Below are 14,116 nucleotides of genomic sequence, written 5' to 3' on the forward strand. Positions count from 1 at the left end.
TCAGTAGCATTAGGCGCCGCCGGCAACAGCGCAGAGGGCGTAGCACCGACCGCGCCCCCGCCAGTAGCGAGCAACAGAGCAACCGTTCAACGTTCCTTGCCCGCGCCGGCCGCGGCCGCCGCCGCCTTCTTCTTGTCGCCGATCCTGCTTTCCTCGCCGCGCATCAGCTTGCCGATGTTGCCGCGATGTCGCCACACGAGCAGCGAGCTCATCACGACAATGGCGAGCGCGATGATGTGCGGCCCGAACAGAAAGCCGTCGAAGATCGGCGCGAACACCGCCGCAGCCAGCGCCGCCAGCGACGAATAGCGCGTGAAGAACGCCACGATCAGCCAGGTGAGCAGCGTGGCCACGCCGAGAATCGGGTTGATCGCGAGCAGCACGCCGGCGGCCGTCGCCACGCCCTTGCCGCCCTTGAAACGGAAGAACACCGGGTACAGGTGACCCAGAAACACGGCGACTGAGGCGATTGCCACCGAGGTATCGTCGAGCCCATAGCGCGCGCCGAAATGCACGACGAACCATACCGGCAGCCAGCCCTTGAAGGCGTCGCCGATCAGCGTGAGAATTGCGGCCGTCTTGCTGCCGCTGCGCAGCACGTTGGTCGCGCCCGGGTTGCCCGAGCCGTAGGAGCGCGGGTCGTCGAGCCCCATGGCGGCGCTCACGATCACGGCGAACGACACCGAACCGATCAGGTAGGCAACGACAGCAACGATCAGGTTTTGCATCTGTGACTCTTATAAGAATCGGCGGTCTGGAGCTGGATACCTCAACCGCAACGAGGGAACGGAAACCGGCCGGCAACGCGAGGCGGTGGGCCAAAGCGGCGCACATTCTACCCAACGCGCGCGCCGCGGAAACATTCAGGCAAACGTCAATCCACGCTCGCGCACTGCACCGGCTTCGCGCCCAGCAAATCAACAAGCGCATGCGGCTCGATACTGACCAGAAAGCCGCGCCGGCCGCCGTTCAGCCAGATCCGGTCCATATCAAGAATGCTCGACTCCACGTACACCGGCATCTGCTTGCGAGTGCCGAACGGCGACGTGCCGCCGATCAGATAGCCGGAATGCCGGTTCGCCACTTCGGGTTTGCACGGCTCGACGCGCTTTGCGCCGATCTGCCGCGCGAGGTTCTTGGTGCTGACCGTGCGGTCGCCGTGCATGAGCACGATCAGCGGCTTGGCGTGCTCGTCCTCCATGACAAGCGTCTTCACGACATGATGCTCGTCCACGCCGAGCTGGCGCGCGGATTCGCCCGTGCCGCCGTGTTCGACATAGTCGTAGGGATGCTCGCCGAAGGCGACGCCGTGGCGGCGCAGCAACTGCGTGGCGGGCGTCTCGGAAACGTGTCTGGATTTGCTCATCGGCGCATTGTAATGGCGACTTTGCACAACGGCTATTTGCCGAATGGCCAATTGTGCGGGCCCGGGCATTGTGGCACGATCGTTCGAAAATGTTCCGGCGCGATGCACACCGGGCACGCAACCGCATTCAGGAGACGCCCTTGAGCAACCCTTCGCCCTCTCGTCCCGCCCTCGACGTTCCCGCGCTGCTGGCCGCGTTGCCCGCGCGCATTTCCGATCTTCCCGCGCTGGCCGCCGCGCGCGATCCGCAGCATGTCGCGCTCATCGAGGACGCGCGCCGCGTGAGCAATGCGCAGCTGCTGGAAGCCGTCGAGGCCGCCGCCGCTCTGTTGCGCCAATGGGGCGTGCGCGGCGGCGATCGCGTGATGATCGTGGCGGAGAACAGCATCGCTCAGATCGTGTTGCTGTTCGCCACCGCGCGGCTCGACGCGTGGGCGCTCGTGTCGAATGCGCGGCTGTCGGCGGCGGAACTGGACGCGATTCGCGCGCACGCGCAGCCGCGCGTGACGGCGTACGTGACGGAAAGCTCCGTCGATGCCGGCCAGCACGCGCAGCGTCACGGGGCAACGCCTGCGCCGACCCTCGCGCCGGACATCGGTGCATGGTCCCGCACGGTGGACGCTGCGGCGCAAGCGGAACCGGTCGAAGCCGCGAACCACCGCCAATGCGCGGCGCTGATCTACACCACCGGCACCACGGGCACGCCGAAGGGCGTCATGCTGTCGCATCGCAATCTGCTCTTTATCGCCGCGGTGTCGAGCCGTCTGCGCCAGGTGCGTCCCGACGACGTCGTGTATGCGGTGCTGCCCATTTCGCATGTGTACGGCTTCGCGTCGGTGTGCCTCGGCAGTCTGCACGCCGGCGCGACCTTGCGCCTCGCGCCGCGCTTTGCGCCGGAAGCGGTGCGCCGCGCCCTCGCCGACGAACGTGTGTCGATCTTCCAGGGCGTGCCGGCCATGCACGCGAAATTGCTGGAGCATCTGAAAACGCACGGGCACGCGTGGCGCGCGCCGCATCTGCGCTTTGTCTACTCGGGCGGCTCGCCGCTCGATGCCGCGCTCAAGGCGCACGTAGAGAGCGTCTACGGTCTGCCGCTGCACAACGGCTACGGCATGACCGAAAGCAGTCCCACCGTCTCGCAGACCATGCTCGACGCGCCGCGCAGCGACTGCTCCGTCGGCGAGGTGATTCCGGGCGTGGAAGTGCGTTTCGTCGGTCTGGACGGCGTGGATGCCGCGCCCGGCGAGATCGGCGAGCTATGGGTGCGCGGCCCGAACGTGATGCTCGGCTACTACCGCAATCCGGAGCAGACGCGCGCCGCCGTGACGCAGGACGGCTGGCTCAAAACCGGCGACCTCGCGCGGCAGGACGGCGACGGCGCGCTGCATATCGTCGGGCGCAGCAAGGATTTGATCATCCGCTCGGGCTTCAATGTCTATCCCGCCGAAGTCGAGCATGTGCTGAACGCGCATCCGCAAGTCGTGCAGTCGGCGGTGATCGGTCGTGCGGTCGAGGGCAATGAGGAAGTGATTGCATTCGTCGAACTGGCGGCGAACGCGACCGTCACACCCAACGAACTGGTTGCGTGGTGCGCCGAGCGTCTCGCGCCTTACAAGCGTCCCGCGGAAGTCAAGGTGCTCGCGGCGCTGCCGGCGGCATCGACGGGCAAGATCCTGAAGCACCGGCTGCGCGAACTGGTTTGAACGCGTAGGGCATCAGCCCCGCGGATGATGCATGGCATGCAGCGACTTCAGCCGTTCGCGCGCCACGTGTGTGTAGATTTGCGTGGTCGAAATGTCGGTATGTCCGAGCAGCAGCTGGACCACGCGCAGATCGGCGCCATGATTGAGCAGATGCGTCGCGAACGCATGCCGCAATGTATGCGGCGACAGCGGCGCATGCACGCCCGCGGCCGCCGCGTGTCGCTTGATGATGTTCCAGAACTGCTGGCGCGTCATGCCCTCGGCGCGGTTCGTCACGAACAGCGCATCGGCTGCGCGCGCGCCGAGCAGCGCGGGCCGCGCGTCGCGCAGGTAACGCTCGATCCAGCCGTGCGCCTCTTCGCCGAACGGGATGAGCCGCTCTTTCGAGCCCTTGCCCATCACGCGGACCACGCCTTCGTTCAGGCCCACTTCCACGGTCTTCAGCGTGACGAGTTCAGTGACGCGCAAACCGCTCGCGTACATCAGTTCGAGCATGGTGCGATCGCGCAGACCCAGGGGCGTCTCGATGTCGGGCGCGCCGAGCAGCGCCTCGACCTGCGCCTCGCTGAGCGTGGACGGAAAGCGCGGCGGCTGCTTCGCCGAACGGATGCGCAGCGTCGGGTCCACTTTCGCGCGATGCTCGCGCACGGCCCAGCCGTAATAGCGGCGAAACACGGAGAGCCGCCGGTTGGCCGACGTCGATTTATCTTTCTGACGCGCCGCGCTGTAGGCGTTCAGATCGGCCTCGCTGGCCGTGTCGAGCGACGCGCTGCGCGTTTGCGCGAGCCATTCGCTGAAGAGGCGCAGGTCGCGCCGATACGCGTCGAGCGTGTTGCGCGACAGGCCATGTTCGAGCCACAGCGCGTCGCAGAATGCGTCGATTGAAGCGGAGCTCGCCGTGAATAAGGGCGAGTGCGATAACTGCGCGCTTGCGTCGTCAACCAGGGTATCGCTCATGCGTAGGGAACGCCTTCGTGCGCAAGCAGCCAGCGCTTGACGTTGCGAAAAAAGCCTTCTTCGGCATGATGTGCGAATCCGCCGATGCCGCTCGAACTCACCACACGGTGGCACGGAATCACGATCGGAAAGCAGTTGTCCCCGCACGCCTGGCCGACCGCGCGCGGCACGCTGCCAAGCTGCTTCGCCAGTTGGCCATAAGTGACGACCGCGCCAGGTGGAATCTCCGCGAGCGCCTGCCACACGCGCCGCCGGAACGCTGTGCCCACGGGCGCAAGCGGCAATGCGAATTTCGCCGAAGGCTCTGTGAAATACCGCTCGATCTGCTCGGCCACGCGCCGTGCCAACGGCGTGTCCGGCGCAACGTTTGGCGTCGACTCCGGCAGATAGACGATCTCGCGCACGGCCTCTCCTTCGAGACGAATGCCGACCTTGCCGAACGGCGCATCGATCACTGCGTTGAACATGCCGCCTCCTTTCTGCTTACTGCCGCCGCACCCATGAATGGCCGACGGATAGTTTACGCCGCTTCCAGCGCCCACTGCACATGCTCGCGCACGAGCGGCGAAGGGTCGTCGGCCCGGCGCGTGAGCGCCTCGACGATCGCCTCGCGCGCCTCGTCGCTCAATGCGTCGCGCGAGGCGCGCAGCGCATTGCCCATGCCCACGGCGAGGTTGCGCAACCAGCTTTCGTAGCCGATGCGCCGGATCGCGCTGCCCTGCATGCGCGTGTCGAACTCGTCCGCGCTCCAGTTGAAGAGTTCCACCAGCGACGCGCGGTCAAGGCCATGCCGCACGTCGAAATCGGCGACCGGCGCCGCCTGCGCGAACTTGTTCCATGGACAGACGAGCTGGCAATCGTCGCAGCCATACACGCGGTTGCCGATTAGCGGACGCATCTCGACGGGAATGCTGCCCTTGAGTTCGATCGTCAGATACGAGATACACAGACGCGCATCCACTTTGTAAGGACCGACGATCGCGCCTGTCGGACATGCGCCGATGCAGCGCGAGCAACTACCGCAATGCGAGCCCGGCGTTTCGGGCGCGACTTCCGGCGACGTCTCGGCGTCCGTCGGCAGAGGCACATCCACATAGATTTCGCCGAGAAAGAACAGCGAGCCGGCATCGCGCTGCATCAGCAGCGTATGCTTGCCGCGCCAGCCGATGCCGGCCTTCTGCGCAAGCTCCACTTCGAGCACCGGCGCGGAGTCGGTAAACACCCGATAACCGAACGCCCCGATCTCCGCCTGAATTTTCTCTGACAGATGTTGCAGACGGTTACGCATCACCTTGTGATAGTCGCGGCCGCGCGCATAAACCGATACGACAGCCGCCGACGGATCGGCGAGCCGTGCCTGCTCGGCGGCCCGCCAGTCGCGGTTGTGCGGGGCTTCGTGCAGCTCGCTTTCGGCCGGCTTTCCGCTCATCGACTGCTGGGGCAAATAGGCGATGCGGGCAGTGATCACACGTAGCGTGCCGGCCACAAGCTCAGCAGGCCGCGCGCGTTTCATGCCGTGTTTGGCCATATAATCCATTTCGCCGTGGCAACCCGCTTCCAGCCAGGCTGCAAGCGGCGCTTCGGCAGCGGAGAGATCGGTATCGCTAATGCCGATCGCCCCGAACCCCAGTTCGCGGCCCCACGTTTTGATGTTCTGCGCGAGCGCGCGCAACGCCGCCTCATCGAATTGACGCTCGGCACGCGCCTCGCCGCCAGAGGCAGACGCGTCGGACACAGGGCACACGGGGGATTCCGGACTTCGGTTCATCACGCCATTTTACGAGAATGCCTGACCATCCCGATCGCGCGATCGCGCCGCCCGCCGAAGTTCTGCTCGAACGCTTTTTCGCGTTCGCGGACGAAGCCGCCACACTCGCATTCGGCGAGCGCTTCGCACGGGCTATCGAAAGCGTGGCCTTTGCTCAGGAAGGCGAGCGCGGGGAGCTCAACGCTGAGGCATTCCACGGTCTACAAGTCCAACTGGTCGGCGACCTCGGCGCCGGCAAAACCACACTCGTGCGCGCCACCTTGCGCGGCCTCGGTCACACCGGCCGCGTGCGCAGTCCGACGTACACGCTCGTCGAGCCCTATGTGCTGGAACGGCCGGCCGGGGAACTCGCGCTTTACCACTTCGATCTGTACAGATTCACCGATCCGGCCGAATGGGCCGACGCAGGCTTTCGCGAGTATTTCGACAGCGGCGCAGTGTGCCTCGTCGAATGGCCGCAGCGCGCGGGCGTGCTACTCGGCGTGCCGGATCTCGTCTTCTCGCTCGACCTGGCGAGCGAAGGCGACGGCCGCGTACTCGTCGCACGGGCATACAGCGAAACAGGAAAGGCATGTCTCGAAAGATGTTGATCAAACCGTTCCGCTCGATCGAATCGGCGGCCACCGCCACGCATAACTGGCGGCGCCGGCAGATTCTCCGCGCGGGCGCGTCCACCCTCGTGCTGGGCCTCGTCGCGCCGCGTCTCGCGCGGGCCAGCTCGGTGCTCGGCGTGCGCGTGTGGCCCGCGCGCGACTACACGCGCGTGACGATCGAATCCGATCAGCCTCTGCAGAACGCGCAGCAGTTGCTGCAGAGCCCGGACCGGCTCGTGGTCGACCTGAGCGGTCTCGATCTGGACCAGGCGCTGAAAGACCTCGTCTCGAAGATCACCCCGAACGATCCGCAGATTCAATCGGTGCGGGTCGGGCAGTTCCAGCCGCACGTCGTGCGCATGGTGTTCGACCTGAAGGGCTCGGTGAAGCCGCAGGTCTTCACGTTGCCGCCCGTCGGCGCGTACAAGTACCGGCTCGTGTTCGACCTGTATCCGGCCGTCGCGCCCGATCCGTTGATGGAACTGCTCGCGCAAAGCGAGCGCAAGCAGCAAACGCTGAACGAAGAAAACAGTGCGCCGCCCGCCACGTTGAGCGGCCCGGGCACGACGCCGCCGCTCGCCGACAACAGCGAAGTGTTCTTCGAGCGCTATGCGCAGAACGGCGGCAACGGCTCCGCACAGGCCGTGCCGCATCCGCCGGCGCACGGGGGAGTGCCGTCCGGGTCGCCCTCCTTGCCGCCGATCATCGCCAAGCCGTCGGCGCCCGGCGCGCCGGCCACGCCGCCCAGTGCGCTCGCCCGCAACAAGGGCAGCGGCAGCAGCGCGAACAGCTCCGGCAGTCCCGGCAACGAGGACAGCGGCGAGGATACCTACGCGTTCACCACGCCGAAGTCCGGCAAGAGCAACACGGTGCGCCTGTTGACCGTCGCGATCGACCCGGGACATGGCGGCGAGGACCCGGGCGCGATCGGCGGCTCGGGCACTTACGAAAAGCATGTCGCGCTCGACATCGCGAAGAAGCTGCGGGCCAAGATCGACGCTCAGCCCAACATGCGCGCCATGATGACGCGCGACGCCGACTTCTTCGTGCCGCTGAACGTGCGGGTGCAGAAGGCGCAGCGCGTCGGCGCGGACCTGTTCGTGTCCATTCACGCGGACGCGTTCACCACGCCCGAGGCGCGCGGTTCGTCGGTGTTCGCGTTGTCGGAGCATGGCGCCTCGAGCGCGGCCGCGCGCTGGATGGCGAATAAGGAAAACTCGTCGGACCAGATTGGCGGCATCAACATCAAATCCGCCGACGCCACCGTGAACCGCGCGCTGTTCGACATGTCCACCACTGCACAGATTCGCGATTCGATGCGCTACGGCAACTTCGTGCTGAAGGAAATTGGCGGCATCAACAAGCTGCACAAGGGTTCCGTCGAACAGGCCGGTTTTGCCGTGCTGAAGGCGCCGGATATTCCGTCCATCCTCGTGGAAACGGCGTTCATCAGTAATCCGGACGAGGAGCGGCGCCTGAACGACGACGCGTATCGCGACAAAATGGCGGACGCGATCATGAACGGCATCAAGCGCTATTTCGCGGCAAATCCGCCGCTTGCGAAAAACCGTATGACCTAGGGGGCGCGCAAAGCGCATGCGCCGCCGGACAATGCAACGACAAACGGCCGCAGCAATGCGGCCGTTTGTCGTTTCATGCAGCGATTCAGCGCGCGGGCGACAGGCGCTGCACGACCCAGCCGCCGAACACATTCACGGCCAGCCCCGCCATGACCAGCAGCGCACCGGCAACCTGCGCTCCGGACAGATGTTCGTCGAGAAAGACGGACGCGGACGCGAGGCCCACAATCGGCACCAGCAGCGAAAACGGCGCGACCTGGCTCGCCGGGTGGCGCGCCAGCAGGCGGCTCCACAAGCCATAGCCGAGCAGCGTGGCGATAAACGCGAGATAAACGATCGCGAAAATCGACATCGCGCTGATGCCGGATAGCGCGGCGGCAATCCGCTGCGGACCTTCGAACGCATAAGACAGCGCGAAGAACGGCAGCGGCGGGATCAGGCTGCCCCACACCACGAGCCCCACCAGATCCACCTTGCCGACCTTTTTCGTGACGATGTTGCCGAGCGCCCACGAGCACGCGGCGCACAGCGTGAGCAGAAAGCCGGCGAGCGTCATGGCATGGCCGCCCTGCATGCCGATGACGGCGAGCCCGGCGGCCGCGATCAGCAAGCCGACGACATTCGGCAAGCGAAAGCGCTCGTGCAGGAACAACGCGGCGAAGATCAGCGTGAAAAAAGCCTGCGCCTGCAGAACGAGCGACGCTAGCCCGGCCGGCATGCCCACATACATCGCGGAAAACAGAAACGCGAACTGCCCGAATGAAATGGTGAGGCCGTAGGCAAGCAGCCAGCGCCACGGCAATTGCGGGCGCTTGACGAAAAATACGGCCGGCACTGCCGCGAGCGAGAAGCGCAGCGCCCCGAGCAGCATGGGCGGCACGCCATGCAAGCCCACCTTGATCACGACGAAATTGACGCCCCACGCGATCACGACGACCAGCGCGAGCAGCAGATCTTTGGGCGACATCCCCGTCTCCAATTGAGTATTGAACCCGTCAGTTTAGCGGAGGGCGGCGCGGCACGGGATCACCCGCCCTACGGGTTTCCGGACGACGGTGCCGGTGAAAACTCGTCGTTTCGCCTGCCGCAGTAGAATCTTTCCCTAAAGCCTCTTCCCTTCTCAGCCGAGCCCGCCCATGTCCTCTTCCATCAAGGCAGTTCTCAAACCGCATCTGCGCGATGTCGGCAGTCTGACTGTGCGCCGTGTGCTGCCGGCAATGGCCGCCCGTCTGATCGGACCTTTCATTTTCTTCGACCACATGGGCCCCGCGACGCTCGCGCCCGGCGTCGGCCTCGACGTGCGTCCGCATCCGCATATCGGCCTTGCCACGGTGACCTTCCTGTTCGAAGGCGCGATCATGCATCGGGACAGTCTCGGCTCCGAGCAGAAAATCGTCCCCGGCGACGTCAACTGGATGACGGCCGGACGCGGCATCGTCCACTCGGAGCGCACACCCGCCGAAGACCGCGCGAACGGCCAGACCATCCACGGCATTCAGACGTGGGTCGCGCTGCCGCTCGAAGACGAAGACGTGGAGCCCTCGTTCGCGCATCACGCCGCGAGCACGCTGCCGGTCGTCGAGCGCAACGGCGTCACACTGCGCGTCATCGCGGGCACGGCCTTCGGCGAAAGCTCGCCCGTCAGCACGTTTTCCGGCACGCTCTATGTGGCAGGCGAGTTCGCGCCGGGCAGCGCGTTTGCGCTGGAACCGGAGCACGAGGAACGCGGCGTCTACCTCGTGGAAGGCGATCTGGAAATCGACGGCACGCCGCTCGAAGTCGGCCAGATGGCCGTGCTCGCGCTCGACGAAACCGTCACGCTGGCGAGCACGCACGGCGCGCGCGTGATGGTGCTCGGCGGCGAGAAGCTGGACGGCGAGCGCTTTATCGAATGGAATTTTGTCGCGAGTTCCCGCGAGAAAATCGAAGCCGCGAAACTGGCGTGGACGAATCAGGAAATGGGCCAGGTGCCGGGCGAAACCGAATGGATTCCGCTGCCGCAAAAGAAATGACGGCGGAAATGACGGCGGTGGCGGCAGGCGGCGCGACGCGCATTGAATCCGCGCCGTTCGGCCCCATGTAACAGACCAACCGTTTTATCGACGAGGATGCAATGGACACCACTCTGGCCACATTCGAAAAGGACGTCATCGCGGCGTCGACACTGGCCCCTGTGCTGGTCGATTTCTGGGCGCCCTGGTGCGGCCCCTGCAAGACGCTCGGCCCAATGCTGGAAAAACTCGAAGCAGAAGCCGGCGGCAAATGGAAGCTCGTCAAGGTGAACGTCGACGAGAATCAGGAACTCGCCGCGCACTTCCAGGTGCGCAGCATTCCGCACGTCATGGCGTTCGCGGACGGCCGGCCCGTCGACCAGTTCGTCGGCGTGCTGCCTGAAGGGCAACTGCGCGAATTCATCGAACGGCTCGTGCCGCAAGGCGCGGACGCGGCGCGCGTCGAGGCGCAGGCCGCGCTTGCCGAGGGCCGGCGCCAAGACGCGTACGAGGCGTTGCAAGCCGCGCTTGCATTCGACCCGGGTTTCGACGAAGCGCGCCTCGACCGCATCGAAATGCTCCTCGACGACAACCGCATCGACGAAGCCCGCAACGAAGTGGATCTGCTGTCGCCGAAGACGACGCAAGGCATCGACGCGCGCTTCAACGCGATCAAGACGCGCCTCGACGCGGTGGACGCCGCCGCCGACCTCCCGCCGACCGACGCACTGGAAGCCCGCGTGGCCAGTCATCCGGACGACCTGGAAGCGCGCTTCGATCTGGCGAGCGCGCTGATCGCTCACCGCAAATACGCAGGCGCGCTGGAGCACCTGCTTGCGATCGTGCAGCGCGACCGCACGTTCCGCGACGATATCGGCCGTAAGACGATGCTTTCAGTGTTCGATCTCGCCGCGCATCAGCCGGAGCTGGTTTCGCAATGGCGGCGTAAGCTGAGCGCCGCGCTGTACTGAGCCGCCTAGCCTCTCTCGCGCGGGTCGCGCATGCGAGGCGCACGCCAGACGCGCGCTACCGCGCCTCTTTCGCCAAGGCCCGCAGTACATGCGCGGCCGCGGCGAATCCGAAGCTCGCCGTCACGCACACGCTCGAACCGAAGCCCGCGCAGTTCAGGCCCACCGGCCCGGTATGTCCGGGCGACGTCGTGACGTGCTCCGCTTCCTCATCCATATCGCAGACAGCGGCTTCCGGATAAATGAGCGGCTCGTCCGAATACACCGCGCTCACCTTGAACTTTGCTTTCGGCCCGCGCGGGAAACCGTGCTGCTTGCGCAACTGACCGCGCACCTTGGAGAGTAACGGGTCCTGAATCGTCAACGCCAGATCGTCGATGCGAATGCGCGTCGGATCGAGCTGGCCGCCCGCGCCGCCAATCGTGATCAACGGCTGCTTGCGCTCGACGCACCACGCAATCAGCGCAGTCTTGGTGCGCACGCTGTCGATCGCATCGATCACATAGTCGAAGCCGCCGCCGAGCGTCGCCGCGAAATTATCGGGCTCGACGAAGTCTTCGATGAGCCGCACGTCGCAAGCCGGATTGATGGCGGCGATGCGCTCGGCCATCGCTTCGACCTTCGGTTTTCCGTAGTTGCCGTCGAGCGCTTGAATCTGCCGGTTCGTGTTGCTCTCCGCCACGTTGTCGAGATCGATCAGCGTCAGCGTGCCGACGGCGCTGCGCGCCAGCGCCTCCGCGACCCACGAGCCGACTCCGCCGATGCCGATCACCGCTACATGCGCGCCTTCGAAAGCGGCGAGCGCCGGCGCGCCGTACAGACGTGCAATGCCGCCGAAGCGCCGCGCGTGGTCGGCGGTTTCGCCGCCGTGGAGGCTGGTAGTAAGATCGGATTGCGCGGTGGTCGACATGATGGAACTCGTTGAACGGGCGGAAAACAGAGCGCGCGTCGAGCGCGCGCAGTCCGTATTTTGCCTGAACGTATCGATTCGCATGGCAGGGACAATTCCCCTGAAACCGGCCGGGACATTGACCGCGAAGCGCGCGCAGAAGCCTTGGCGCTTGATCTGCCTGCGCGCAAAAAATTGGCGCCTTAGCTATACTGGCCTGACTGTAGCGTGCGCATAAGAACATGACCTCACTCGCCGAACTTCGAAAAAACTATTCGCTGGGTTCTCTGGACATCGGCGATGTGGACCGCAATCCGTTCCGACAATTCGATGTCTGGTTTCAACAGGCTGTCGAGGCGAAACTGCCCGAGCCGAACACCATGACGCTCGCCACCGTCGACTCGCGCGGCCGTCCGTCGGCGCGCATTGTGTTGATCAAGGGTGTGGACGAGCGCGGCTTTGTGTTCTTCACCAACTACGAAAGCCGCAAGGGCCGCGAGCTGGCAGCGAATCCGTACGCAAGCCTGCTGTTCTACTGGATCGAGCTGGAGCGCCAGGTGCGCATCGAAGGGCGCGTCGTCAAAGCGAGCGCGGAGGAAAGCGACGCCTATTTTGCGTCGCGTCCGCTCGGCTCGCGCATCGGCGCGTGGGCGTCCAACCAGAGTCAGGTGATTGAAAGCCGTTCGCAGCTCGAAACCCGCGAACGCGAAATGCGCCTGCAATACGGCGAAGAACCGCCGCGTCCGCCGCATTGGGGCGGCTATCGTTTGGTGCCCGAAGCAATCGAATTCTGGCAAGGGCGGCCGTCGCGTCTCCATGACCGCCTGCTCTACACGCGCGCGAGCGAAACCAGCGACTGGCAGATCTGCCGTCTGTCGCCCTGAATCAGAAACAGCAGCATCGCCGGCGCGTTGGCGACGCAGCAGCGCGCGGCATGGATTGCATCTGGCGGCATCCGAGTTGCGCCGCACCGGGCTGCGGTCTGCACAAGCTTTGCTTTAATTCAACGGACACGGAGAAATCGCATGTTCTGGGAGAAAAAGCTGGCGCAGTGGGTGGAAGAAGTCAAAACCAAGGCTGACTTACCGGCACGTCTCGTGCTGTGGGACGGCCAGCAGCACGATTTCGGGCGCTTCGCCGCGCCTCAGGTCACGCTGCACGTCAAGAGCGCAACGGCGCTGCCTTATCTGCTCGAACCGAGCCTCGACAATCTGGGCGAGGCGTACGTCAAGGGCAAGATCGACATCGAGGGCAAGCTCTCGGACATCATCAACGTCGGTTATCAGCTCGCGCGCAACACGGTCAACAGTGCGAGCAAGCTCGCGCGGGTGCGGCGCTATTTCCAGCACTCCAAGGCGTCCGATAGAAAAGCGATCCAGTACCACTACGACGTCTCGAACGAGTTCTACAAGCTTTGGCTCGACGATAACATGGTGTACTCGTGCGCTTACTTCGAGAACGGCGACGAAGACCTCGCCACCGCGCAGCTCAAGAAAATCGACCACATCCTCACCAAGATCCAGTTGCAGCCGGGGCAGCGCCTGCTCGACATCGGCTGCGGGTGGGGCGCGCTCGTGCTGCGCGCGGCGCAGAAATTCGGCGCGCAATGCGTGGGCGTGACGCTGTCGCAAAACCAGTTCGATCTCGCCACCGCGCGCGTGAAAGCCGCCGGTCTCGAGAATCAGATCGAGATTCGTCTGCAGGATTATCGCGACGTCGAGGGTCAGTTCGACCGCATCACGAGCGTGGGCATGTTCGAGCACGTCGGCCGCAAGAATCTGCCCGGCTACTTCAGGAAAATGCACGATCTGCTCGCCGACGACGGCATCGCCATGAATCACGGCATTACGTCGAGTGACGCCGACAGCGGCGAGACGGCGCTCGGCGGCGGCGAGTTTATCGACCGTTATGTGTTCCCGGACGGCGAACTGCCGCATATCAGCCTCGCGCTCGAGTCCATGCAGCGCGGCGGCCTCGAAGCGGTTGACGTGGAAAGCCTGCGCCGTCACTATGCGCACACGCTCGACATCTGGGCGGAAAATTTCGAGGCGCACGCGGAAGAAGCCCGCAAGCTCGTCGACGACGAAAAATTCCGCATCTGGCGCGTGTATCTCGCCGGCTGCGCGTACGCATTCGAAAACGACGACGTCTCCATCTATCAGGTCGTCTGCCGCAAGGCCGGCCGCAGCGCGAAAACCTTGCCGTGGTCGCGCCGCTACATGTACGAAAAGCCGCTGTGAGGCAAGCGACGCGGCGTCGTGCACGAGCGTGCCGCCGCGGTGCGCACCACTGAACAGCAGG

14 protein-coding genes are annotated in these 14,116 nt (G+C 65.0%); 7 read left to right on the forward strand and 7 right to left on the reverse strand.

Features of this window, described 5'->3' with window-relative positions; all coding sequences use genetic code 11:
- Positions 1-86: 86 nt before the first annotated feature.
- Both plsY and ybaK read right to left on the reverse strand, forming a co-directional pair.
- Complete coding sequence (plsY, locus tag HV711_RS12145) at positions 87-728, reverse strand: glycerol-3-phosphate 1-O-acyltransferase PlsY (RefSeq protein ID WP_028360948.1); 642 nt, start codon at positions 726-728, stop codon at positions 87-89.
- Between the two features lie 146 nt (positions 729-874).
- Positions 875-1,366 carry a Cys-tRNA(Pro) deacylase gene (ybaK, locus tag HV711_RS12150; RefSeq protein ID WP_013589452.1) on the reverse strand — a complete coding sequence of 164 codons (492 nt, stop codon included), beginning with the start codon at positions 1,364-1,366 and terminating at the stop codon, positions 875-877.
- Between the two features lie 140 nt (positions 1,367-1,506).
- Here ybaK and HV711_RS12155 point away from each other — a divergent pair, with 140 nt between their 5' ends.
- Positions 1,507-3,069: a class I adenylate-forming enzyme family protein gene (locus tag HV711_RS12155; RefSeq protein WP_035480975.1), complete on the forward strand. Its 1,563-nt coding sequence runs from the start codon at positions 1,507-1,509 to the stop codon at positions 3,067-3,069.
- Between the two features lie 12 nt (positions 3,070-3,081).
- Here the strand turns inward: HV711_RS12155 and xerD are convergent, their stop codons facing one another.
- The 3 genes from xerD to queG are packed head-to-tail and all read right to left on the reverse strand — an operon-like array spanning position 3,082 to position 5,794.
- Positions 3,082-4,026: a site-specific tyrosine recombinase XerD gene (gene xerD, locus HV711_RS12160; protein WP_013589454.1), complete on the reverse strand. Its 945-nt coding sequence runs from the start codon at positions 4,024-4,026 to the stop codon at positions 3,082-3,084.
- A complete protein-coding gene (locus tag HV711_RS12165; protein WP_035480929.1) occupies positions 4,023-4,493 on the reverse strand; it encodes a methylated-DNA--[protein]-cysteine S-methyltransferase in 471 nt (156 codons plus the stop codon). Before HV711_RS12165 ends, xerD begins: the two co-directional genes overlap by 4 nt.
- Before the next feature lie 53 nt (positions 4,494-4,546).
- Positions 4,547-5,794, reverse strand: a complete 1,248-nt coding sequence (gene queG, locus HV711_RS12170; protein ID WP_035480931.1) for a tRNA epoxyqueuosine(34) reductase QueG — start codon at positions 5,792-5,794, stop codon at positions 4,547-4,549.
- Positions 5,795-5,811: 17 nt separating this feature from the next.
- Here queG and tsaE point away from each other — a divergent pair, with 17 nt between their 5' ends.
- Together tsaE and HV711_RS12180 are read left to right on the forward strand one after the other, a co-directional pair.
- Positions 5,812-6,384, forward strand: a complete 573-nt coding sequence (tsaE, locus tag HV711_RS12175) for a tRNA (adenosine(37)-N6)-threonylcarbamoyltransferase complex ATPase subunit type 1 TsaE (protein WP_035480933.1) — start codon at positions 5,812-5,814, stop codon at positions 6,382-6,384.
- Positions 6,366-7,967, forward strand: a complete 1,602-nt coding sequence (locus tag HV711_RS12180; RefSeq protein WP_035480935.1) for an N-acetylmuramoyl-L-alanine amidase — start codon at positions 6,366-6,368, stop codon at positions 7,965-7,967. Before tsaE ends, HV711_RS12180 begins: the two co-directional genes overlap by 19 nt.
- 85 nt (positions 7,968-8,052) lie before the next feature.
- Here the strand turns inward: HV711_RS12180 and HV711_RS12185 are convergent, their stop codons facing one another.
- Positions 8,053-8,934, reverse strand: coding sequence for an O-acetylserine/cysteine exporter (locus HV711_RS12185; RefSeq protein ID WP_013589459.1), 882 nt, complete (start codon positions 8,932-8,934; stop codon positions 8,053-8,055).
- Between the two features lie 169 nt (positions 8,935-9,103).
- On the opposite strand from HV711_RS12185, the gene HV711_RS12190 reads away from it, so the two are divergent.
- The gene (locus HV711_RS12190) at positions 9,104-9,979 is read left to right on the forward strand and encodes a pirin family protein (RefSeq protein ID WP_015003623.1); all 876 of its coding nucleotides are present in this window, start codon (positions 9,104-9,106) and stop codon (positions 9,977-9,979) included.
- A 101-nt stretch (positions 9,980-10,080) separates the two neighbouring features.
- Entirely contained in the window at positions 10,081-10,929 is an 849-nt protein-coding gene (gene trxA / locus HV711_RS12195; protein ID WP_028360954.1) for a thioredoxin, read from the forward strand.
- Between the two features lie 55 nt (positions 10,930-10,984).
- Here the strand turns inward: trxA and tcdA are convergent, their stop codons facing one another.
- Positions 10,985-11,836, reverse strand: coding sequence for a tRNA cyclic N6-threonylcarbamoyladenosine(37) synthase TcdA (tcdA, locus tag HV711_RS12200; RefSeq protein WP_035480937.1), 852 nt, complete (start codon positions 11,834-11,836; stop codon positions 10,985-10,987).
- A 221-nt stretch (positions 11,837-12,057) separates the two neighbouring features.
- Here tcdA and pdxH point away from each other — a divergent pair, with 221 nt between their 5' ends.
- Entirely contained in the window at positions 12,058-12,699 is a 642-nt protein-coding gene (gene pdxH, locus HV711_RS12205; protein WP_013589465.1) for a pyridoxamine 5'-phosphate oxidase, read from the forward strand.
- A 141-nt stretch (positions 12,700-12,840) separates the two neighbouring features.
- Complete coding sequence (locus HV711_RS12210; protein WP_035480940.1) at positions 12,841-14,055, forward strand: class I SAM-dependent methyltransferase; 1,215 nt, start codon at positions 12,841-12,843, stop codon at positions 14,053-14,055.
- Positions 14,056-14,116 lie beyond the last annotated feature (61 nt).

The organism is Paraburkholderia phenoliruptrix (genome assembly GCF_902859825.1).
Classification (GTDB): domain Bacteria; phylum Pseudomonadota; class Gammaproteobacteria; order Burkholderiales; family Burkholderiaceae; genus Paraburkholderia; species Paraburkholderia phenoliruptrix.

Bases quoted from the DNA above. Each gene is read 5' to 3' on its own strand.
- plsY (WP_028360948.1), bottom strand. From the start codon at position 728: ATGCAAAACCTGATCGTTGCTGTCGTTGCCTACCTGATCGGTTCGGTG.
- ybaK (WP_013589452.1), bottom strand. From the start codon at position 1,366: ATGAGCAAATCCAGACACGTTTCCGAGACGCCCGCCACGCAGTTGCTG.
- xerD (WP_013589454.1), bottom strand. From the start codon at position 4,026: ATGAGCGATACCCTGGTTGACGACGCAAGCGCGCAGTTATCGCACTCG.
- HV711_RS12165 (WP_035480929.1), bottom strand. From the start codon at position 4,493: ATGTTCAACGCAGTGATCGATGCGCCGTTCGGCAAGGTCGGCATTCGT.
- queG (WP_035480931.1), bottom strand. From the start codon at position 5,794: ATGAACCGAAGTCCGGAATCCCCCGTGTGCCCTGTGTCCGACGCGTCT.
- tsaE (WP_035480933.1), top strand. From the start codon at position 5,812: ATGCCTGACCATCCCGATCGCGCGATCGCGCCGCCCGCCGAAGTTCTG.
- HV711_RS12180 (WP_035480935.1), top strand. From the start codon at position 6,366: ATGTCTCGAAAGATGTTGATCAAACCGTTCCGCTCGATCGAATCGGCG.
- HV711_RS12185 (WP_013589459.1), bottom strand. From the start codon at position 8,934: ATGTCGCCCAAAGATCTGCTGCTCGCGCTGGTCGTCGTGATCGCGTGG.
- HV711_RS12190 (WP_015003623.1), top strand. From the start codon at position 9,104: ATGTCCTCTTCCATCAAGGCAGTTCTCAAACCGCATCTGCGCGATGTC.
- trxA (WP_028360954.1), top strand. From the start codon at position 10,081: ATGGACACCACTCTGGCCACATTCGAAAAGGACGTCATCGCGGCGTCG.
- tcdA (WP_035480937.1), bottom strand. From the start codon at position 11,836: ATGTCGACCACCGCGCAATCCGATCTTACTACCAGCCTCCACGGCGGC.
- pdxH (WP_013589465.1), top strand. From the start codon at position 12,058: ATGACCTCACTCGCCGAACTTCGAAAAAACTATTCGCTGGGTTCTCTG.
- HV711_RS12210 (WP_035480940.1), top strand. From the start codon at position 12,841: ATGTTCTGGGAGAAAAAGCTGGCGCAGTGGGTGGAAGAAGTCAAAACC.